This is a genomic window from Streptomyces sp. NPDC091281 (assembly GCF_044757425.1).
Taxonomy (GTDB): Bacteria; Actinomycetota; Actinomycetes; order Streptomycetales; family Streptomycetaceae; genus Streptomyces.
In genome coordinates, this window is the sequence record NZ_JBIVUY010000006.1 from 87427 (window position 1) to 109056 (window position 21630).

General features: G+C 68.7%; 13 protein-coding genes and 1 pseudogene. 8 read left to right on the forward strand and 6 right to left on the reverse strand.

Annotated features, from left to right (window positions below):
* Positions 1-659: 659 nt before the first annotated feature.
* The 3 genes from ACIQPQ_RS17305 to ACIQPQ_RS17315 are packed head-to-tail and all read right to left on the reverse strand — an operon-like array spanning position 660 to position 3946.
* The gene (locus tag ACIQPQ_RS17305) at positions 660-1427 is read right to left on the reverse strand and encodes a hypothetical protein (protein WP_401304708.1); all 768 of its coding nucleotides are present in this window, start codon (positions 1425-1427) and stop codon (positions 660-662) included.
* Between the two features lie 3 nt (positions 1428-1430).
* Positions 1431-3518 carry a hypothetical protein gene (locus ACIQPQ_RS17310; RefSeq protein ID WP_401304711.1) on the reverse strand — a complete coding sequence of 696 codons (2088 nt, stop codon included), beginning with the start codon at positions 3516-3518 and terminating at the stop codon, positions 1431-1433.
* Entirely contained in the window at positions 3515-3946 is a 432-nt protein-coding gene (locus ACIQPQ_RS17315; protein ID WP_401304713.1) for a hypothetical protein, read from the reverse strand. The genes ACIQPQ_RS17310 and ACIQPQ_RS17315 overlap by 4 nt, the downstream gene beginning before the upstream one ends.
* A gap of 652 nt (positions 3947-4598) precedes the next feature.
* Between ACIQPQ_RS17315 and ACIQPQ_RS17320 the strand changes: the two genes are divergently transcribed.
* Entirely contained in the window at positions 4599-8024 is a 3426-nt protein-coding gene (locus ACIQPQ_RS17320; protein WP_401304716.1) for a DNA polymerase III subunit alpha, read from the forward strand.
* Between the two features lie 5 nt (positions 8025-8029).
* A complete protein-coding gene (locus ACIQPQ_RS17325; RefSeq protein WP_401305229.1) occupies positions 8030-9001 on the forward strand; it encodes a DNA polymerase thumb domain-containing protein in 972 nt (323 codons plus the stop codon).
* Between the two features lie 65 nt (positions 9002-9066).
* Here the strand turns inward: ACIQPQ_RS17325 and ACIQPQ_RS17330 are convergent, their stop codons facing one another.
* Positions 9067-13794: a hypothetical protein gene (locus ACIQPQ_RS17330; RefSeq protein WP_401304718.1), complete on the reverse strand. Its 4728-nt coding sequence runs from the start codon at positions 13792-13794 to the stop codon at positions 9067-9069.
* A gap of 233 nt (positions 13795-14027) precedes the next feature.
* On the opposite strand from ACIQPQ_RS17330, the pseudogene ACIQPQ_RS17335 reads away from it, so the two are divergent.
* From ACIQPQ_RS17335 to ACIQPQ_RS17345, 3 genes and pseudogenes are all read left to right on the forward strand, one after another.
* Positions 14028-15320, forward strand: a pseudogene (locus tag ACIQPQ_RS17335) (OB-fold nucleic acid binding domain-containing protein); the annotation flags it as partial.
* Positions 15317-16285 (forward strand): DNA polymerase thumb domain-containing protein, encoded by a 969-nt coding sequence (locus tag ACIQPQ_RS17340; protein WP_401304720.1) that lies wholly within the window; start codon positions 15317-15319, stop codon positions 16283-16285. The pseudogene ACIQPQ_RS17335 and the gene ACIQPQ_RS17340, both read left to right, overlap by 4 nt.
* Before the next feature lie 285 nt (positions 16286-16570).
* Complete coding sequence (locus tag ACIQPQ_RS17345) at positions 16571-17431, forward strand: esterase/lipase family protein (protein WP_383774826.1); 861 nt, start codon at positions 16571-16573, stop codon at positions 17429-17431.
* Positions 17432-17514: 83 nt separating this feature from the next.
* Here ACIQPQ_RS17345 and ACIQPQ_RS17350 read toward each other — a convergent pair whose 3' ends face one another.
* Together ACIQPQ_RS17350 and ACIQPQ_RS17355 are read right to left on the reverse strand one after the other, a co-directional pair.
* Positions 17515-18606 (reverse strand): lytic polysaccharide monooxygenase, encoded by a 1092-nt coding sequence (locus ACIQPQ_RS17350; RefSeq protein ID WP_401304722.1) that lies wholly within the window; start codon positions 18604-18606, stop codon positions 17515-17517.
* Between the two features lie 171 nt (positions 18607-18777).
* Positions 18778-18924, reverse strand: a complete 147-nt coding sequence (locus ACIQPQ_RS17355) for a hypothetical protein (protein ID WP_383774830.1) — start codon at positions 18922-18924, stop codon at positions 18778-18780.
* 140 nt (positions 18925-19064) lie between these two features.
* Between ACIQPQ_RS17355 and ACIQPQ_RS17360 the strand changes: the two genes are divergently transcribed.
* From ACIQPQ_RS17360 to ACIQPQ_RS17370, 3 genes are all read left to right on the forward strand, one after another.
* Positions 19065-19775, forward strand: a complete 711-nt coding sequence (locus ACIQPQ_RS17360) for a class I SAM-dependent methyltransferase (RefSeq protein ID WP_401304726.1) — start codon at positions 19065-19067, stop codon at positions 19773-19775.
* Positions 19776-19872: 97 nt separating this feature from the next.
* Positions 19873-20376, forward strand: coding sequence for a winged helix-turn-helix transcriptional regulator (locus ACIQPQ_RS17365; protein ID WP_401304729.1), 504 nt, complete (start codon positions 19873-19875; stop codon positions 20374-20376).
* A 229-nt stretch (positions 20377-20605) separates the two neighbouring features.
* A complete protein-coding gene (locus ACIQPQ_RS17370) occupies positions 20606-21601 on the forward strand; it encodes a zinc-binding alcohol dehydrogenase family protein (protein ID WP_401304732.1) in 996 nt (331 codons plus the stop codon).
* Positions 21602-21630 lie beyond the last annotated feature (29 nt).

Sequence of the window (21630 nt, forward strand, 5' to 3'; positions counted from 1 at the left end):
GCCACAGACGGATCATGCCACTGGCCAGGAACGACGCCTCACCCGCTATCACGCACCAACTCGTAAGACGCCCAGGTTCCCCGCAGAACTCACAGATGGTCTCAGACTGCTTCTCGGCTTCAGTGAGAACGCCGCGCATCTCCGCGAGCGCAATAGCGGAGGCAGCCGTGACATGGATCCGGACCCCGCCGAGCTTCTCCTTCAAGTCCTCGATCCGGTAGCCCGGCTCAAGAGTGAGGAGCCGCTCGTGTAGCCGCAGAAGCAGTGGGTGCCAGCCCGGCCCGACCGCGTGCAGTCGATCCGGCAGCTGCCGACGCGGCGGTCCGCTTCTGACATGGAGTTCTTGCATGGCTCCATTCTTGCTTTCCCTCCGAGCTCACCGCTCGCCGTCGGATGGCCGAGCTGCACGAGGAGGCAGGTCGCTGGGGGACGACGGGTCCCTGGGAGAACGGTGGCCGTACTCCAGGTAGGGCCTTTCCTCAGGATGCCTGTCCACTCGTGTACGTCGCCAGGCAGTATCGAAGGAGAGGGTGCCGTCGCTAGCCTGTACAAGGCGCCACGCATGCCAACTGGTCCGGGGTGATAGCAGCCACCGCAGTGCGAGCGTGCTCACCGGCATCCCGCCGTTCTGTAGGCAATGCGGGGAGCCCTAGGGCCGGTCACGCGTCACCCGCCAGGACGGACGACGCGTGCCCGTTCAGCAACGCCTGTGCTTTCAAGGCGTGTTGAGGTCGCTGGGCGCTCTCCATGCCCGCGGCCAGCAGTGTGTAGAGCATGCGTTTCTGACTGGGCTCGGGGAAGCTGGCCAAGAATTCGCGTAGCACCTCAAGGGCCTGATGCTCGACCGTCCGCTCGTGCTCGGGCCGGTACCGGGCGAACGCCTCTGCCACCTTGTTCGCGTCGCTGAGAACGGTGGAGAGCTTGGACCAGTCGGCGTCGTCCTGCTCGACCCATCGCACCAACAGGGCAACAGGGTTGGCTAGTTCGGAGGCAACCGCTTCGGCCGCCTGCTGGCGCAGGATGTCGGTCACGGCCTGCTGTCGCTGAGCGGACAGCAGAGCGGCGACGGCGGCCTGGTCGTCGGGAGGCAGATCGAGCGCAAGCAAGGCCCGAAACTCGACAGGCGGATCTGTGGACAACGAGCGCTTGGCGCGCAGGTGCTCCCCGACAACATCCCGCGCTGTGGCGAGATCCGCCGGATCGCACGCTACGGCGACATCGGCCGCCGCTTTCCTGAGGACCCCACGGACGGCCGCCGCGAGCTCCTCGCTCGCGGCCGGATAGGGCGGCTCGGTGAGGACGGTAGCCGTGATGCGGGCGACGAAGCCGATCCCAGGACGCGAACTGCGCAGCCGGACCTCGAAATCGGTCAGGCCGCGCCGCACCGCCCTGCGCATACGGCGGCGCGACCAGGTTGAGGAGGCCACGGATCAGGACTCCACAGGAGCGGACTCGTAATTGAGGCGCGCCGCAGAAAGGGCCGCAGGCAGCCTGAGGTCCTTGCGCAGCTCGATCACGGCCTCGTCGTTGGCCACGCCGGGTTCGCCGAAGATGAGCGCCGAGATCGGCGTGGAGTACAGGTGCTGTACGACGATCTCGTTGAGGATCTCCGTGACGAGCTCGCGCGACACCTCGGTCGTCTGCCGGAACTGCGCCCAGGCGGTCAGCAGCTCCCGGCACTCCGCGTCGACCCGGTCGTCGGCCAGCGCCACGTTCCAGCCCTGGATGAGCGCCTCTTTGACGTCCTCCTTCTGCTCCGCGGCCGCCAGCATGACCTGCAGCACGTACGGATCGACGCGTGGATCCAGGAGCGAAAGGAAGGCCCGGTGGCCGGCCAGGTGTTTCTTCTCAGTGGCCCACTTGATGACGGTGCTCCATACGCGGGGCAGTTGGCCCTCGCGCGCGGCGATGTCGCGCAGCGCCCGCTGTGCCGCGAGTACGGCGTCATCGGGGCCGGGCCGGTCGAGGATGTGCCGCAGGCGGACGAGGGCCTGGCGCGGGTAGTGGTCGGCGAAGTCGCCCTGGCAGACAAGGGCGACGACTGTCGCCACGGCTTCCGAGGTCTCCTGCGCCGAGTCCAGCAGCAGGGAACGGACCTCGGCGCCCAAGGTATCCGCCTCGGCGGCGACGGTGAGGACGCGAGCGATAAGCTGCAAGTGCTCGGCGCTGGTGTCGCCGTTGTCGATCCAGGCGTGGATCTGCTTGATGACGCGGATGTCGTTCTCCGCGACGGCCAGCTCGACCAGGAGGTCGCCGATGGGGGCGAGCCGATCGGCGCCGGGCCCCTTGGGCGACGTGATGGTGTCGAGCCACGTCAGTAACGGCGGGTGGATGTCGGCCCGTTGTTGCCAGAGATGCAGCAGGACGGCACGGGCGTAGCCGCGCTGGTGGTCGAGCGTGACGGTCCGCCCGGTGACCTTTGCGCCCAGGGCCTTGAGCCGAGTGGTCAGATCGGGCCCCGTCAGGATCGTCCGAACGCTGGTCTCCCTCGGCTCATCCAGGAGCATCCTGGATCCGTCCTGGATGGTCAGCGCGTCCTTGTTGTTGAGGAACAGGGTGGAGACGAGCAGCGCGCGGTCCTCCGGCTTGTCCTCCGTCTCGGCGAAGACCTTCTGCACGTCGGACCGCCACTCCTGGAAGGCGCTGAGGGCCGCCTTTAGCCCTTCTGCGGAGTTCACGGCGGAGGCGAGCTTGTCAGCCAGGCGGGCGCCATCCGCTGGACGGCTGTCGTCGGTCAGCAGATGTGCGGCCTCGCCGACCAAGCCTGTCCCGGAGGAAGCCGTGTTCAGCCAACGGAGCCGGTCCGGCCTGCGATGCACGTACTCCAGGTGCGTCCGTGCCACCCGTTGGGCGCAGGGCTTCGTCGTTGCGCGGGCGACGACCCGGGCTAGTGTCCCGGAGGCGGCTTCGGGCCACCCGTGCTCGTCGGCGATCACGACCAGGTACGAGCCCACGTAGAGCAGCTCCTCGGCATAACTCACCAGCTGCTCCGCGAAGTTGCCCACGTTGCGCCAGGAGCTGATCTCCGCGGCCACATCCAGCAGGTACCCCGTGCCTGGCTCGTCGGGCAGTACGGAGATGTCCGGGGAGCGGGGCCTCTCCCAGTCGGGCCGGATCTCCCGAAGGGCCAACGGCCTGCCGGGAGCGGCCTGTTCCTTCTGGGAGATCTCCCACAGGGCTTTGATCCCGGCAGTGCGTTTGCCATAGCCGGCCGGTCCGGCGACGACGGCCAGCCGGGGCCCGCCGCCGGTCAGACGGTCGAAGGCCTCGCCCGCCGTCCGTACCTCTTCGTCCCGCGAACTCAGGCCCACCCACGCGAGGCGTACGACGTCGAGATCAGCTTGCGGAATGCCGGTAACGGGCAGCTGCGGTTTGCTCGTCATGGTGACGGAGCCGGCAGCCACGATGATCTTCGAGTTCTGGTTGTTGCCTACGTCCACCCGCAGTTCGGGCGCCGGGATGGCGACCGGCGGAGCGAAAGGCGGCGGGACGGAACCGGGTCCGGTCTCCTCGCTCACCGGCCCCCCTCCGGAGTCCTGTAGTGGAAGCTGCCCGAGGCGTTGATGGCACCGCCGGCGATAACGACCTGGCTGTTGGTGTTGCCATGCACGCTCGTCCGTGCCCCGGATCCTTCGTCAGCCTCCTGGACCTGGTCAGCCAGGCTCTGTAGCTCCTGTGCCGCGTCCGGATGCTTCTGCAGGAACGCCGCCAACTGGATCATCAGCTGGCCGCGCAGTTGGTCCTCCACCGAAGCCCGTTCGCCCTCCGCAGTGCCGACGAGCCGCTGCCGCGCTGTGTCGATGAGCTGCAGTTCCTGCTCAGCGCTCTCCTCACCGCCGCGCTGGAAGAAGCGGGCTACCGAGTCCCGTACGGACTCCCAGGTGTTCTTGACCATCTCGGTGACAAGGGCGGCAGCCCCCACGCCCGCGACCTGCATGATGTCCAACGCGTCCCCCATGGTCGATTCCCCTGCCCAGTGAGGTGCGCAGGGGTCGGCGGCATATTCGACACATCAGGGTGGATGGCGGCGTGGAGGTCGGCAATCGAAAGTATTTGCCACATACCGGAATAAGTAATTATCAAGCACATGAATCCGGCCGTGTCGGATCCGAGGTGTGAAGTGCCGGGCCCGGCAATCCTCCGTAAAGCCCAGGATGGGCGGTGGTTCATGTTTCGACTACGGCGCAACTTGGCCAAAGCGCTACTTTGGGTGATTGTCCGGAACCGACTAGAACGCACTGGTGTGGGTGCTGTGAATCCGGTACACGCCCGGTGGCAGTGGGATGCACCGGGGCCCTCGGCGGTCCAGGTCGGGTGGGCAGGCTCTGCTCGTTTAGGTATGGGAGCGGCGGGTGTCGGCCTGGCCCGGCCACGGGTGTAGGCGATGCGGTAGCTGTCGAGCGGATGGCCGCTTCCGGGCTCCGGATCTGCGTGTCTTCAACTGCTGATTCGACCGGCTGCCCGGCCGTGTGCTCATCACGCAAGGGGCGAGGTTGTCCCGGATGCGATGGTCGAACGAATGTGCGACTCTTGAGTTAGGGTGATGACCTCGCGGGATGAGGCGGACGGAGGGGGCTTGTGGGTACCAGGAGGTGTGTATGTCTTTTACGCACCTCCATGTCGCCAGTGGCTACTCCTTGCGCTACGGGGCCAGCCATCCACATGCGCTTGTGGAGCGGGCGGCGGAACGCGGACTGGATGCTCTTGCGCTGACCGACAGGGACTCCCTTGCCGGCGCCGTGCGCTTTGCGAAGGCGTGCGAGCGAGCTGGAGTGCGACCTCTGTTCGGTACTGATCTGGCAGTTCCCGGCGTGCCGGGATCCCGGTTGCCTGGGACGGAACGGCAGCGCACTCCGGCCAAGGGCGGTGCCTTTGTGACGGAAGCACCCTTCCGAGCGGTGTTCCTGGCTCGGTCCGCATCTGGCTGGGCCGAGCTGTGCCGTCTGGTATCGACTGCGTCGGCCGAGGGAATCCGATGGGAGGACCTGGCCGGTGGCGACGATGGGGTGTTCGTGCTGCTCGGGGCGGGTTCCGAGGTGGGCCGCGCGCTGGCATCAGGGCGGCCGGACCGAGCGGCGCTGCTGCTGGAGCCATGGCGGGAGCGGTTCGGAGAAGCGCTGCGGTTGGAGGTGGTCTGCCACGGTCGACCTGGCACCGGACCGGGGTCACTGCGCCTGGCCGCACGAATGGCGGGCTTCGCCGCCGAGCAGCAGGTGGAGGCTGTTCTCAGCAACAGCGTGCGGTATGCCGACCCGCACCAGCGGGAGGTCGCCGACATCCTGGATTCCGCACGTCTGCTGGTGCCGATCGACAGCCGGGACGCGGCACGGCTGGACAGCGGGCAGCGATGGCTGAAGGACGCCGGAGAGATGGAACGGATGGCCGGGCAGGTCGCCGAGGCGATGGGCGGACGCGGGGCTGAGGCACAGCAGCTACTGAAAGCGACCGAGGAAACGGCGGCGGCCTGCGTGGTCGATCCGGGCGAGGCGTTCGGACTGGGGCGGCTGAATCTGCCGGAGCCCGATTTGGTGGGTGCCACTGCGGAGTCGGCCGACCGAGTACTGGCCGAACGGTGCGCGGCGGGCATGATGAACCGCGGCTATCACCGGGAAGTAGCGCGGTGGGACCGGCTGGAGGATGAACTTCGGATCATCGCCGGGCACCGCTTCGCCGGCTACTTCCTGACCGTCGCCGAGGTCGCGACGGAGGCCAAGAAGCTGGGCATCCGGGTCGCGGCGCGTGGCTCGGGAGCCGGGTCGCTGGTCACTCACCTGCTGGGGATCAGCCCGGTCGACCCGGTGGCGCACGGCCTGGTCATGGAGCGGTTCTTGTCTGCGCGGCGATCCGCGTTGCCCGACATCGACCTGGACGTGGAGTCGGCTCGGAGGCTCGAGATCTATCAGGCGGTACGCGAGAGATTCGGGGCGGCGAGAGTGGCGACGCTTGCGGTGTACAAGACGTACCGGGTGCGTGGGGCGATCGAGGACGTGGCGCGGGCGCGGGGCTTGGACCCTGATCGGGCTGCTGAGCTATCCAAGGCGTTTCCTCACATCCGGGCCCGGGACGCGCGGGCGGCACTGACCGAACTGCCGGAGCTCCGCGAAGTCGCCGGTGAGGATCACGGCCGGTTGTGGGAGCTGGTGGAAATGCTGGACGGCCTGCCGCACGAGGCCGCCATGCACCCGTGTGGACTCCTGGTGTCCAACGCCGGGCTGCTCGCGCGCACTCCGGTGATGCCAACCACCGTTGAGGGCATCGCCATGGCCCAGTTCGACAAGGAGGACATCGAGGACACTGGCCATCCGAAGATCGACATCATCGGCGTGCGGATGCAGTCAGCGCTCGCCCACGCCGTCGCCGAGATCGAGCGGGCCACCGGCGAGCACCTCGACCTGGACGACCCGGCGCAGGTGCCGCCCGACGATCCGGCAACTTACGACCTGATCACATCCGGTGACACCTTGGGCACGTTCCAGCTCGAAAGCCCAGGCCAACGCGAGCTGGTCAGAAATCTGCGGCCACGGTCGTTCCTCGACCTGATCATCGACATCAGCCTGTTCCGGCCGGGCCCTGTGGCCGCGAACATGGTGAGCCCGATGATCGAGGCCCGCGACGGCCGGACCTGGGCCCGCTATCCACATCCGCACCTGAAGCCGATCCTGGAGGAGACCAAAGGGCAGGTGGTCTTCCACGAACAGGTCATCGCGATCATGACCACGATGACCGGCTGCGACCGTGGAATGGCCGATGAGGCCCGCCGGGCACTGTCCGAACCGGACCGACGCGGCCGCATGCGGGCCTGGTTCGCCGCTGAGGCCCGCGTCCGCGGTTACAAGGCGCAGGTCATCCGAGAGGTATGGGAGATCCTGGAAAGCTTCGGAAGTTTCGGCTTCGCGAAAGCGCACGCAGCGGCATTCGCGCAGCCTGCGTACCAGTCCAGCTGGCTCAAGGCTCACCGAATGGCGGCTTTGCTGGCCGGACTGCTCACCCACGATCCGGGGATGTACCACAAGCGAGTCCTGGCCGCGGATGCCCGTCGGCATGGGGTTCCTCTCCTGCTGCCCGACATCAACCACTCGCAGTCCGCACACATAATCGAACTGGTGTCTGGTAAGTGGGGAGTTCGGGTTGGTTTGTCCCAAGTGCGCGGCATCACCGAGGCCGAGGCCGAACGCATCACCGGCGCGCAGCCCTACACCTCGCTGGGCGACTTCTGGCAGCGCGCCCGGCCCAGCCGCCCGCTGGCCGAACGCCTGGCCCAGGTCGGGGCGATGGACGCCTTCGGGCCTCGGCGCGAGTTGCTGCTGCAGATCGCAGAGCTTCACCGATCCACCCGAGGTCACGCCTCCACCTCCGGGCAACTCCCTATGGGCAACGACCTCGACACGTCGGGGGATGGCAGCAGTACGGCGGGACTGCCGGTCATGAGTACCTCCGAACAACTCGCCGCGGAACTCGACGTACTCGGCATGGACATCTCCCGGCACCTGCTGGAAGATCACCGGTCCTTGCTGACCGACATCGGTGCGACTCCCGCCGCCGACCTGCCGAACCTGCGGCATGGCACCCCTGTCCTGGTCGCCGGCATCAAGGTCGCCACCCAGACCCCGCCAGTCCGCTCCGGCAAGCGCGTCATCTTCGCCACCCTCGACGATCCCAGCGGCCTGTCCGACCTGGCATTCTTCGAGGACAGCCACGCACGCTGCGCCCATGCCGTCTTCCACAGCAGCCTGTTGCTGGTGCGCGGGACGGTAGCCCGGCGTCCACCGCGTGCCCTCAGCATCACCGGCATTGCCGCCTGGGACCTGGCCGAACTTATCGACCTGTATCGCGACGGAGGCCCGGCCGCTGTCGCCGATCGCCTCGCCCGCCCGGCGGCCACCGCCGGTCCGACCGCCGCACACCGGACCATCACCCAGCCCACCGGCTATGAACTGCACCCCTGGGCCGACCTGAAACCCCCTGGTGCCCCGGCCATCAACGGAAGAACCTTTCATCACTCCAGTCCCGGAAGTGCTGGGTGACCGCGATGATTCTCTACATCCACTTCGGTCCATGCCGCGAAGAAACGTTTCGTCAACTTCTGGGAATGCTTGGCGAGATCACCCCGGTCGTCCAGGGGCTGCCACCCGACGCCGCATTCGCCGACGTGTCGGGGAGCACGCGGTACTTCGACCGCGACGCCACCGACCTCGCGGCCCTGATCCGCATGCGCGCTGCCGCAGGCTTCGACGCCGACTGCACGATCGGCGTCGCCCCCAACCCGCTGCTCGCCCAGCTGGCCGCCAACCGTGGAGTACCCGGCGCGATCCGCACCATCCCCGACACCCCTCAGGACATCGTCACCTTCCTCGCAGGCCTGCCGGCGGCAGCCCTGCCAGGAGTAGGGCCAGCGACCGTACGTACCTTGGCCTCCTACGGCCTGACCACGCTCGACACGATCGCGAGCACCCCGCTGTCCACACTCCAACGCATCCTGGGCACGGCCGCCGGGCGGCAGTTGCACCAGCGGGCGGCCGGTATCGACCCCACCCGTGTCACCCCCGGCGCCCCGCCTCGATCCCTCTGCGCGGAGCACCGCTTCGGGCGGGACGAACTCAACCCCGACCAACAGCGCCGTGTCCTGTCCCACCTGGTCGAACGCCTTGGCACTCAACTCCGCAGCGAACAACAGGTCTGTCGATCCCTGAGCCTGACCGTCCGATACGCCGATCATTCGACGACCACACGCAACCGCACCTTGCTGGAGCCCACCGCGCACAGCCCACAACTGCGCCTTGCCGCCTACGCGTTGTACGCCACCCTCGGCCTGCAGCGAGCCAGGGTCCGAGGCATCGTCCTGCGGGCGGACGGCCTGTTCGACGCGAACTCGGCCACCAGACAGCTCACCTTCGGTACCAGCGACGATAAGACACGCCGGATCGAGGCCGCGGCTGACAGAGCTCGGGCCCGCTTCGGACCCAATGCGGTGCGACCTGCCAGCACAGCCGGACTGACCTGATCCCTTCGGGACGTCGACCGCGCCGGACACGGAGAGCTATCGCGAGATCTCGCTCTGAGCCGTTATCACTGGCCTGCCCACTCGTCGGTCTTCCTGTCGATGTCGATCGCGCCGGCCTCGACCAAGGCGTCCAGGAGATCCAGAGTGTGCTCACGCTCCGCGCTTCCTGGCCGAGTACTGGCGTAGAGGGAGAGAACGACGTCGGCTACTTCAAAGGCGATCGCGGAGTCGCGTGTGCTGATGTCTCCGACAGTCCGATTGCCGGCACCGAGCCACGTTTCGCACAGGGACAGAGTCGCAGCGACCGGCAACTCCGCACCCGCCTGGTCAAGTGCGTGAAAGACCTCCTGTGGGAAATCGGCGAACGCCGATGTCGACACCAGAGCTGTCAGGAGCCGCTCGCGCCTGGCCAACGATCCGCCTATATGGCGCACGAACCCGATCGCTGCTTTGCGCACAGCCTGATCTTCATCGTCGAGTAGACGTACGAGCAGCCCCTCATCTGCGCTTACCTCGGCATCCTGGGCACCTGACACCTGAGGCAGATCCTCGACGCGAACGGCCAGCGCTTCGGCCACTCCACTGCGTGAAGCCGCATCACTAAGGCTCTGTTCGAACAGATCCTGCGGGCGCGGTCTCCGCTCAGGCTCCAGCGCCCCGATGCCCAGGAAGGCGGCCATCGCGGCGAGCGCACCGCCCCGGCAGCGGACATCAACTGAGCCGGTCTCCAGCATCCGTTGGACGAGGGTAAGTCCCAGATCCGCATCGCTGTGGAGGAGTTGCCAGGCGAGCCGGTCAAGGTACGGGGCGATGAACTGGGCGTCATCGGCCAGGCCGAGCCAGTTTCGGCTCAGTTCGGAGACAACGGTCTGATCTGCCAGGTGGACGCGGATCAGGATCACCGGGCACCAGAGGCGGACCTGGTCTGCGTCATCGACTGCGAGACTGCGGATGGCCGGCAGGAGTGCCTCCAAACGCTCCGCTCTGTGCTCCCCGGGGCCAAGCAGTTGCGCAATGCAGAAGGCTGCTGCCCCTCGGTCGGAATTCAGACCCGCGATGACGTGCTCCTCGCCGGGATCGGACACGGCCATGGGGCTCGGGTCGACCGCAGTCGTAGCGACGGCGACGAGCCAGGCGAGTACCCGCTCAGGCAGGTGAGCACCCGCAAGCTTGTCCAGCAGGGAGCACAGCGGCCGATTGAAGGTTTCGACTCCCCAGCTCGATACAGCTGCAACCATCTCGACGACCGCTCCGAGTTCGACATCGGAAGGCAGATCAAGGGCGCTGACAATCCCACGAAGGATGGCGAGGGTGCACCGGTGATCGTGCTGCGGGCCGATACGAGCCGTCACGAATCCCGCAAACCGCACCGGCTCAGAACGCGCTGCCGACTCCAGAGTCCCCAGTTGGACAGGGGATTGGTCGTACTCGTCGATCGCCTCGATCCATTGGTCATCGGTAAGCGGTCCCGATTCAGATTCGGAGTCTCCTTCGTCGAAGAGATGCACCCAGGCGTCGGAGGTCTTCGGTACGGGCCCGAACGCCTCCGTCAGCTGAGTGAGTCGGGCACGTGCTGATGGAGCGAGCCGGGGACCGATCCGCCGTTCGATAAGGGAGAGCGCCACGAGCTGCTCATGGGCCAGTCGCTGATCTCTGTCAGCGGACGCAGTATCTGACCTGGAACTACTGGCCGAGGCGGAGATAGCGTCAAGGTCCAGTGACGCATACGGTTCCATGGCGAGAGCCACTGCGCTTTCGCGGACCGGCTCCGTGCCCGTGTCCGCGAGATGGGCCAGAACCTCACCCCACGCCCAGGCGACTGTGGAGTTCAGAGGGAGGCCACGCACATCGTCTCGTGAAGCCCATGCCAGAGCAGCCGGGTGCAGCTCCGGCGCGCACTGGCTGAAGGCCGATGCCGCGAGTTGATGGGCCAAAAGGAGATCGGACGAGGTGCACTGTTCAAGGTAGAGCGCTGCCTCTGTCGGATGCTCGGCGGCAGCCAGACGCAGCGCCGTCCGCCATCCCTCGACCACTTCACCTTCCAGATCAGGAGGCAATCCGGCGGCTGTGCCGATACCGCTGTCCCTTAGCCCTGAGCCGTCGTTATCCGGAGTTCCTGAAGGATGCCACCGCACCTCGAATTCGATCTCGTCGAACTCTGTGAGCAGCGGCTGGGTCAGGTTCTCCAGGAAAGCGACTGGATCGCGCTCAGCGGCACGCTGGAAGATCCGCAGACCTGATCCCTCCCGGTGCGGAAAGAACGAATGATCGAAAGCGTTCCGAGCTCCAGAAGCCCTCGCGATCTGTGCCCGGCTTTCAAGCCAGGCACGCAGAGCGATCGCGACTGGCGCGGTGGTACGTCCCGCAAGGGTGCTGAGAGCATGAAATCCATCCGAGCCGAACAGTGCGGCGACAGCGGCGCCAAGTGCGGTCTGCTCAGAGGTGATTTCACCCGCTGCGGTATCAGGATTAGCTGCGTAGGTGTTCCCGATCGTCGTCGCGGTCGCGCAGTAGAGGTCTACGGTGGTTTGACCTGCGGTTGAACCAGCGAGGAAAACCGTCCAGAGAAGCATGCGTGCCCACGGCACGGCAATGCTCGGGTCACGCGCCACAGGTACCAGGCCCGCGCAGATCTCTTCGGGTGAGACCCTTGCTGATTCCGTTAGCATCCATCGGGCTTGGTCCGGAGCGAACCCGATCAACCCACTGGTTGGGGATGCCGATCTTTCGGTATCAGGGTCGAAGCTGGCACTGATGCTGTTCATCAGCCCATGGCTCAGCAGGTGGGGGACGAAGCCAGGACTCACCAGAACGGGCATGGAATTTCGAGTGAGAGGGTCGGCGGGACTGAGAGCAAGGTTGGTGATGTGTTCGAACTCGTAAGGCGTTGCTGAGGAATGAGATCTCAGCCAAGTCAGTACGGCTGCGCGGATGTGCGATCGGTAACCCGTTGCATGCACGAGTATGGCTTCGAGGTCGTCTCTGTACTGGTCCAGGTCGAGCTCGCGTTCCAGAGAAAGGACGGCACGGACCAGGCGTCGGCACAACAAGTCCTGAGATTTTCCCTGGAGCAGGCTGACGGCTGAGCCGCTGGCCTGGATGTGCTGCCTCGCGAAAGCGTAGTCGAAGTATTCCTCGTGGAAGAAGCGCAGTCGGCCGCGGTCCTCTACCAGTACGCCTTCCCCGATGAGTGCGTCCAGTGTGTCCGGACCGGGTTCACCGATGACACCGCGAGGGGCGGAGAGGGATCCTGTGCGGCTCAGTCGGCGCGCGAACTCTGCGATACCTCGAGCGTAATTGTCGACTCCAAGACGCTGGTTGAGTCGTCTACGTATCTCACCGTCGAAGGCTTCAAGCAATTGTGTCAGTGTCGTAGCACGAGTGATGTCGAATTCCGTTTTCCCATCGATGTCAGAATCGGAGGCTGATTCCGCGAGCAGGCGCAGCGCGAATGGACTGCTCAGCAACTTCTGCTGCCTGGCGGACAGTGCAGCGGGATCGACTCCCAACTCCATCAGGGCTTGGCGGACATGCTCATCTGTGAGCGGACCGAGATCGATAACCGTGAAGTCGCCCAACAGTCCCTTGAGCTGACGGTCGTTGGACAGGTCGTAGCGACGGCAAGCAACGAGCAGCCGCATGTCTCCACTGGCCCGTGCTGTCTCGAGCACTTCCCGGACTCCGCCAAGGGCTGGCTCGCCCTGGCCGCTGAAGCGGGACAGCGCGTCCAGTTGATCAATCACCAGGACACTCGGCTCACCAGCAGCCGCTCGCTCCAGAACCATGGATGGAGAAGCGCCGAAGCCAACGGCATCCTGCGCTCCCAACTGGCGTGCCGTATGGGATGTATCCGTCACATCGAGGCGTAGCGCCCCGACGACCACACCGTCTGCGGCCAGTCGCGCACACACCTCGGCCAGAGCAGTGGACTTTCCGGCGCCGGGAGCGCCGGCCACGACTACACCAGGTCCTCCGGCCGGGTCCTTCAAAAGGTCGACGAGCTGCTCGACTTCGGGTCGGACAATCAGGGAAAGGGTCTGTGGCCTTCGCCTGCGCACACCTTCGATGTAGCGCTCATTGACCTGTCGCACGGTTACCACAGAAGAGTGGTCGTAGCCATCACGAGGCGCGTATCCCTCATCGCGCAAGGCCGACCACAGGAATTGAGGTGTCAGCCGAGTCGAGAGGTGGTCCAGGAGCAGATCGCCGAGGAACAGCAAGGCATTCTTTGGATCTCCGGTTACCTGCGTCTCCAAAGAACCTAGCGCTGCGTCCTTGAGTGGATGATCGTTGATCAAATGAAAGGTGAAGCGTCGCAGCAGACTATGCACCCCGGAATGGTCGGATTCCCATGCGTCAAGGAGTGTTTCTACGTCTCCTTGTTCGGGGGCGGTGAAGGACGTCGTCCAATCTTCGACAGAGAGGCGACGGGCTTTGTCCGACAGGTTCTCCAAAGCGCATGACGCGCCTGAGACGAACACCACCTCGGTTCCCTGACTCAAATGGCGCCCGAAGGGATTCAGCAGACCCTCTGTCCTGAGGGCATTCAGCGTCCATGACGAGGCGCGGCTGCGCTTGCACTGATGAACCTGGTCTGGCCCTGACGGCTGATGGCCGTAGAGGCGAAATTCCACTGCTTCGCCAGGGGGCCCCAGAGTCTCGACCTGGATGGCGTCGTACTGGCCACGAAGGACCGGGACCACGCCTCGCCAGATCGTCCACCAGCCTTCGTAGCGGTTGCCCAACTTGTCGGCAACTCCACCACCCATGGCCGACGCCCGTTCATCTGCCACGGACCTGACTCCTCCCCGGGACCCCTGTAGAGCGCATTGCAATACGAGTGCCATATGTCAAGTCAAAGCCCCGAGAAATCACCCGATCGGGTATGGCTCGAAAGGGATTTTGCCTGTGATCCACTGTCTCACCCCGCCACTCGTCGCGCTCGCCAGCCGATCATAAGAGGCTGTGGAGGGGCGGCGTTGGTGGCTCGGGTCTATGTCTCATGAGACATGCGGATCGCGAAGAACGCGCTCACGCGGTCGCCTTCGCCGTCCCGACCTACCAGTCGGCCTGGCTCAAGACGCACCACCCGGCCGCCTTCTACGCCGGGCTGCTCACCCATGATCCGGGGATGTACCCCAAGCGGCTGCTGCTGGCGGACGCGCGGCGGCGGGGCGTGCCGGTGCTGCCGCTGGACGTGAACCACTCGGGAGTCACTCACCATATCGAACTGGTGTCTGATTCAAGGGGGGTGGAGACGGCGAAGGCGTGGGGGCTCCGGCTGGCCCTCTCCGACGTGCACGGCATCAGCGAAGCCGAGGCGGGGCGGATCGCGGACGGACAGCCGTACGCCTCGCTGCTCGACTTCTGGGAACGCGCCCGGCCGAGTCGCCCGCTCGCCGAACGGCTGGCACGCGTGGGCGCGTTGGACGCGTTCGGCGCCAACCGGCGTGACCTGCAACTGCACCTGACCGAGCTGCACCGCTCCGCCCGGGGCGCCCGAGGTGCCCAACTCCCCCTGGCCGGGGGCCGGGAGACCGCCCCGGCCGGGCTGCCCGACCTCACCGACCAGGAACGGCTCAGCGCCGAGCTGGGCGTGCTGTCGATGGACACCTCGCGCAACCTGATGGACGACCACCGGGACTTCCTGTGCGAGCTGGGCGTGGTCACGGCGCGTCGCCTGCGGACGGCACGGCACGGCGAGACGGTGCTGGTCGCGGGGGCCAAGGCGGCCACCCAGACCCCGCCGGTCCGCTCCGGGCGCCGGGTCATCTTCTCCACCCTGGACGACGGCACCGGCCTGGTCGACCTCGCCTTCTTCGACGACTCGCACGACGCCTGCGCGTACACCGTCTTCCACTCCTGGCTGCTGCTGGTGCGCGGTGTGGTGCAGCGGCGCGGGCCGCGCAGCCTCAGCGTGGTCGGCGCCGCCGCGTGGAACCTCGCCGAACTGGCCGAACTCCGCGAGACGGGCGGCCTCGACGAGGTCGCGTCCCGTCTCGCGGTCCCGGCGGCGACCGGGCGGCGCCGCGGCGCGCCGGACGACAGCGGGCGAGCCGCCGAGGGGAACGGCGGAGCCGACTCCGGTGGAGGCGAGACCGCGGGCGGGGGCGCGAACGGGGGCGGCGCGGGCGAAGACGGTGGCGGTGACGGAGGCGAGGGCGCGGGTGGTCCGGGCCGGGACCGGCGTATCCGCATGTCCACCGGCTACGAGATGCACCCGTGGCCGGACCTGCGTCCCGCGGGACAGGAGACCGCCGTCCAAGGCCCGGCCACCGTCAGGAAGTTGTGGCACCAGAGTCCAGGGAGCGCGGGATGACCATCCTCTGTGTACGGTTCCAGCTGCCGCCGATGTACGAGGCCGCCCTGCCGGGGCTGCTCGGGCTGCTGGAGGAGTTCACCCCGGTGGTCGAGGCGCTTCCGCCGGACGGGGCGCTGGCCGATCTTCGGGGCGCGGAACGGTACTTCGGGCGGGACGCGCTCGATCTCGCCCCGGTGATCCGGGTCCGTGCCCTCGCCCGGTACGGCGTGGACTGCCTGATCGGCGCGGGCACCGGACCGCTGCTGGCCCGGACGGCGCTGGGAGACGCCCGCCCCGGTGTGCCGGGGGTCGTTCCCGCCGACGGGGCACGGGAGTTCCTGGCCGGGAAACCGGTCACCGCGCTGCCCGGTGTGGGCCCGGCGACCGCCCGTGTCCTGGGCGAGTACGGCCTCGACACCCTCGGCCGGGTCGCCGCCGCACCGCTGTCCACGCTCCAGCGGCTGATCGGCGCGAAGGCGGGCCGGGACCTGCGCGAGAGCGCCGGGGGCGTCGACCGGGGCCGGGTCGTCCCGGGCACGCTCTCCCGTTCCCTGGCCGTCGAACACTCCTTCACCCGCGACGAGTTGGACCCCGTACGGCACCGCCGGGCCCTGCTCTCCGCCGCCGGGGACCTGGGCGCCCGGCTGCGCGCGGAGGAACAGGTCTGCCGCACCCTGACCCTCACCGTCCGCTACGCCGACCGCTCCACCACGGTCCGCAGCCGCACCCCGAGGGAACCCACCGCGCACTCGGCCGACCTGACGAGGACCGCGTACGACCTCTACGCCGCGCTCGCCCTCCAGCGCGCCCGGGTCCGCTCGGTCGTCCTGCGCGCCGAGGCGCTGATCCCCGCCGGACAGGCCTCCCACCAGCTCACCTTCGACCCGGTCGACGAGAAGTCCCGCCGGGTCGAGGAGGTCGCGGACCGGGTCCGCGCGAAGTTCGGGCCCCGAGCCGTCCTGCCGGGAACGCTGGCGGCGTGAAGGGGATGGGAAGAGCGCGAGGTTCCGGGTGAGGGCGGAACCCGCGTGTTGTGCCCCGTTTCGCCGTTATTGCGGCCTACGGTCCCCCCAGGCCTGTTCGGTGGTGACGGGTGTTGATGGGTGCCGAAGGGGGGCGGGTGTCCTGGGGGCCAGCAAGATTTTACTGACGCGTAACTTCACAGTTCACCTACTCGCCCGTAACTTGACGAGTGAACAGCTCCTTGTGATCCGGATCACCAGGCGTTAGGCCGCCGTATTTCCCTTGAGCCGCAAGGAGATCACGCGATGCTGCCCTGGAAGCGTCTGCTCAGACCGTTTGCCGCCGTCCTGCTGGTCCTGGCGGCAGTCCTGGCCCCCATCGGCACCGCACAGGCCGCCGCTCGCCCGAGCAGTGGCTGGAACGACTTCGACTGCCGGCCCTCCGCCGCGCATCCCCGGCCCGTGGTCCTCGTCCACGGCACCCTGGGCAACTCCATCGACAACTGGCTGGGGCTCGCGCCGTACCTGAAGAACCGCGGGTACTGCGTCTTCTCCCTCGACTACGGCCAGTTGCCCGGTGTCCCGTTCTTCCACGGCCTCGGTCCGATCGACAAGTCGGCCGAGCAGTTGTCCGCCTACGTCGACCGGGTGCTCGCCGCGACCGGGGCTCCCAAGGCCGACCTCGTCGGCCACTCGCAGGGCGGCATGATGCCCCGCTACTACCTCAAGTTCCTCGGCGGGGCGAGCAAGGTGAACGCCCTCGTCGGTATCGCCCCCAACAGCCACGGCACCACCCTCGCCGGACTGACCAAGCTGCTGCCCTACTTCCCCGGCGCGGAGGACCTCATCAGCGCCGCCACCCCGGGGCTCGCCCAGCAGATGGTGGGCTCCGACTTCATCAACCGTCTCAACGCGGGCGGCGACACCGTGCCCGGCGTCCGCTACACGGTCATCGCCACCAAATACGACGAGGTGGTGACGCCGTACCGCACGCAGTTCCTGAGCGGGGCGAACGTCCGCAACGTCCTGCTCCAGGACCTCTGCCCGGTCGACCTCTCCGAACACGTCCTCATCGGCCTCACCGACCGCATCGCCTTCCACGAGGTCGCCAACTCGCTCGACCCCGCCCGCGCCACCCCCACCACCTGCGCGTCCGTCCTGGGCTGACCCGTACTCCCGCACGAGCCGGCCCGCCGGGGCCTGACCTGCCTGAGCCGCCGGTCAGGCCCCGGAGTCCGTTCCCGGCCCGGTCAGCGACCGGACCGGCCGACCGCGGCCCGCCGCCGCACCGACGCGAACAGCACCGCGGTCCCCAGCGCCAGGACGCCCGCGCCGCCCATCGCCAGATACGGGGTGCTGCCGTCGCCGCCGGTCTCGGCGAGGTCCGTCCCCGCGCCCGCCGGAGCCGGGGCGCCGTCCGCCGGGGCGCTCGCCGCCGGGGCGGGGGCGGTCGAGCGGTCACCGGCCGGTCGGGCGTCCGAGCCCGCCGGGGCCGTGGGGTCCGTGGTGGTCGCCGGGTCGTCGTCGCCGTGACCGCCGTGCTCCACCGTCGACTTGCCGGCACCGTCCTCGATCTGCGCCTCGGACGGCGCGGACGCGGCAGGCGCCGGTGCCGGGGCCGCCGGGGCGGACGCGGAACCCCCGCCCGAGCCACCTGCGTCACCCGAACCACCCGTACTGCCCGTGCCGTTCGCGCCGCCCGACGGGCCGCCGTAGCTGACGTCCGAGCAGGAGTAGAACGCCTCCGGGCTGTCCGACCGCTGCCACACCGCGTACAGCACATGCGTGCCCGACCGCTGCGGCAGCGTGCCGGAGAACGTGTAGAAGCCGCCCGCCGCCACCGGGTCGGTCGCCGTCGCCACCGGCCGCTCCAGGTCCAGGTCGGACCAGGCGAGCGGGCGCGTCGGGTCGTAGCCCGGCTTGGTGACGTACACCGTGAAGGTGCCCTTGTGCGGGGCGGTCACCCGGTACTTGAAGGTGTACGACCCGCCGCGCACCGCCGTCGTCGGCCAGTCGGCGCGGGCCAGATCCAGCCCCTTGAACGCGGCGTCGTTCGCGCTGCACAGCTTGCCGTCCGGGATCAGCTGCCGGTGGCGGCCGGCCGCGTCGCCGATGCGGATGCCGTTCCAGTCGTACAGCGCCTGCGTCCCGCCCGCCGCGACGGCGGCCCGGCACGCGGCCGACCTCGGGCTCTCCGGACCCTCCGCGTAGCACTGGGCGACCCGGCTGACCGGGTCGCCCATCGAGCCGTGGGCGGCCGCCGGGGTCGTGGCCAGCGCGCCGAGGGTGAGCGGGGCGAGGCCCAGCGCGGTGACGGCGGCGGCCTTGCGGCGTGCGGACATGGGGATCTCCTCGGTACCGGTCGAGAGGTGGTGCCGGAACCAAGAAACCCCGGATCGGACCACCGGGGGAGTGCCCCCGGTGATCTTTAGGGCGGCCTTAAGGAAGCGCTGAGCCTCAGCTCAGGTTGTCGGCGGCTGGTCTCTGGTCGCTGCCAGGCGGCCGGTCGCCGGTCAGCCTTCCGGCCACCAGGTGCGCGCGATGTCCTCGCGCACTTCGGGGCGGGCGGCCGGGCGTTGCCGGTCCGCCTCCTCGCGGAGGCGGCGGGACTCCGTCCTCTTCTTGAGGTTCAGGGGCTTCTGCACGGTCGTACGGCGCATGGCTGCCTCCTTCAGGGGCTACCGGGGTCCGTGATCCCACGGAGGTAGACCCGTGGGGGGAGGGTTCCTCATCGCCGCCCGTTCTGTCAGTGGCCACTGTCACGATTCGATTGTCAGTGGGGGGTGTCACCCTGGGGCGTATGACGGATCGGAGCGGTGGGGGCACGGTGGGTGGCGGGCTCGACTGGGACGCGCTGGCCGCCGGGTTCGACGACGAACCCGACCACGGGCTGCGCGACCCCGTCGTGCGCGCCGCCTGGGCCGGGCGGCTGCGCGACTGGCTCCCGGCCCGCCCCGGCGGTCCCCCCGCCCCCTCCGATCTCCCCGACCCCTTCGATCCCCTCGGCCTGCCCGACCTGCTCGATCTCGGGTGCGGCACGGGCAGCCTCGCGCTGCTCGCCGCCGAGCAGGGGTACCGGGTCACCGGCGTCGACCTCTCCCCGGCCATGCTCGACCGGGCCCGGACCAAACTCGCCGGGTGGGACGCGGTGTTCCTCCTCGGCGACGCCGCGGCGCCCCCGGTCGGCGCGGACCGGTTCGACGCCGTGCTCGTCCGGCATGTGCTGCGGGCCCTGCCCGACCCCGCCGCCGCCCTGCGCCGCTGGCGCGGACTGCTGCGCCCGGGCGGGCGGCTCGTCCTGGTCGAGGGCGTGTGGGGCACGTCCACGCCGGTCGGGATACCGCCGGACCGGCTCGCCGCCCTGGTCACCCCCCTGACCGGGCCGCCGGTCCTGCACCGCCTCTCCGCCGACCCCCGTCTGTGGGGCGGCCCGGTCCCCGACGAGCGGTACGCGCTGGTGGCGACCGTGCCCGCCCGCCCCGGCGACCACCGGGAACGGGGCTGTCCGTGACGCCGTTCCCGTGACCCCGTTCCCCGACCCCGTGACACCGTCCCCCGGCCCCGCGGGCCCCGGCGCGGCCCGGACCCGGCGGACTACCATCGGCCTCATGACGCGTACCTCACGCCTGGAAGCAGGCGGTGCCTGCTCGATAGCCCGCAGCCTGACGCTGTTGGGGGAGCGGTGGACCCTGCTCGTCGTGCGGGAGGCGTTCCGCGGGCGGACCCGGTTCGCGGAGTTCAGCGCCGCCCTGCGGATGCCGTCCGAGACGCTGACCGACCGGCTGGGCAAGCTGGTCGACGCGGGCGTGCTGACCCGTACCGCCTACCAGGAACCGGGCAGCCGCGAGCGCGCCGAGTACCGGCTCACCGAGTCCGGCCGCGCCCTCTATCCCGTGCTCGCCGCCCTCCAGCAGTGGGGCGACGGCCACCTCTCCGGACCCGAGGGGCCGCCCGCGTATCTGCGGACCAGGGACGGCGGGCGCCCGGTCCGCGTCGCCCTGGTCGACGACGAGGGGCGCGAGGTCTCCCTCGACGACATCGTCTCCGTACCCGGCCCCGGAGCGAGCGCCGCACCCGGCACCGGCCCCGGAGTCGGCGTCCCGGCACGCTAGCCGGAGCCGGAGCCCCCACCGCGCACCCCGCGCCCCCCTCACTCCCGCACCACGACCGCCCGACGGCCCGACGTCCCACGACGTCGGGCCGTCGCCCGTTTCCGGACGCCCGCGCCCCCGGCCCGGCCCACCTCCCCACCCCCCTGGCTTGACTTATCGAAGTCAGCTACTAGGCTGACTTCGAATTATGAAGTGAGAAGTTGATGGAATGCGAAGGGAAGCGACACACATGAGGGCTATCCAGATCTCCGCGTTCGGCGGCTACGACCGGCTGCGGCTCGTCGATCTCCCCGCCCCGGAGCCCGCTCCCGGCAAGATCCTGGTGCGGGTGCGCCTCGCGGGGGTCAATCCGCTGGACGACACCGTCCGCTCCGGCGCGCTGCCCAGCGCCCGGCAGGTGCCGCTGGTCCCGGGCACCGGGGGAGTCGGCGAGATCGTCGACAACGGCGGCGTCGAGGCGCTGAAGCCGGGCACACACGTGGTCCTGGCGGGCCGCGGCTTCGGGATGTTCCGGGACGGCACCTGGCAGGAGTACCTCCTCGCCGACCCGCAGGACCTGATCCCGCTCCCGCCCGGCGCCGATCTGACGGACGTCGTCGCGTTCACCACCGGCGCCGGCTATCTCACCGCGTACCTCTCCCTGCGGGAACTGGCCTCCTTCAAGCCGGGCCAGACGGTTCTGTCGCCCGGTATCGGCGGCTCGGTCGGCCTCGGCACCGTCGAGGTGGCCCACCGCCTCGGCGCCTCCCTCGCCATCTCCACCGCCAGCCGCACCGACAAGGCCGAGCGGGCGCGTGCCGAGGGCCACGAGGTCATCGACCTGTCACGGGAGTCGCTGCGCGACGGCGTGGCCCGGCTGACCGGCGGGCGGGGCGTGGACGTCGTCGTGGACGGCGTCGGCGGCTCGTTCACCGGGGAGGCGCTGGCGAGCCTCGCGCCCGGCGGCACCCTCGTCTCCGTCGGCTACTCGGGCGGCAAGGAGGCCACGATCAACGTCACCGACCTCATCTGGCGGTCGGCGCGGGTGCGCGGCTTCATGTTCACCCTGTTCTCCCCGGAGACCCTGGCCGAGGCCCACACCAGGCTCTTCCAGTACCTCGCGGAGGGCGCCTTCCACCCCACCGTCGCGCGCACGTTCCCGCTGGCCGAGGCCGCCGAGGCGACCCGCCACCTCATCGAGGACCGCCCCTACGGCCGGGTCGTCCTGGACGTCGCGGGCGCCTGACCCCACCCGCCCCGCCGAGAATCGGAGAG

Excerpts from the sequence above, each read along its gene's own strand:
- ACIQPQ_RS17320 (WP_401304716.1), top strand. The coding sequence starts at position 4,599 with ATGTCTTTTACGCACCTCCATGTCGCCAGTGGCTACTCCTTGCGCTAC.
- ACIQPQ_RS17325 (WP_401305229.1), top strand. The coding sequence starts at position 8,030 with ATGATTCTCTACATCCACTTCGGTCCATGCCGCGAAGAAACGTTTCGT.
- ACIQPQ_RS17340 (WP_401304720.1), top strand. The coding sequence starts at position 15,317 with ATGACCATCCTCTGTGTACGGTTCCAGCTGCCGCCGATGTACGAGGCC.
- ACIQPQ_RS17345 (WP_383774826.1), top strand. The coding sequence starts at position 16,571 with ATGCTGCCCTGGAAGCGTCTGCTCAGACCGTTTGCCGCCGTCCTGCTG.
- ACIQPQ_RS17350 (WP_401304722.1), bottom strand. The coding sequence starts at position 18,606 with ATGTCCGCACGCCGCAAGGCCGCCGCCGTCACCGCGCTGGGCCTCGCC.
- ACIQPQ_RS17355 (WP_383774830.1), bottom strand. The coding sequence starts at position 18,924 with ATGCGCCGTACGACCGTGCAGAAGCCCCTGAACCTCAAGAAGAGGACG.
- ACIQPQ_RS17360 (WP_401304726.1), top strand. The coding sequence starts at position 19,065 with ATGACGGATCGGAGCGGTGGGGGCACGGTGGGTGGCGGGCTCGACTGG.
- ACIQPQ_RS17365 (WP_401304729.1), top strand. The coding sequence starts at position 19,873 with ATGACGCGTACCTCACGCCTGGAAGCAGGCGGTGCCTGCTCGATAGCC.
- ACIQPQ_RS17370 (WP_401304732.1), top strand. The coding sequence starts at position 20,606 with ATGAGGGCTATCCAGATCTCCGCGTTCGGCGGCTACGACCGGCTGCGG.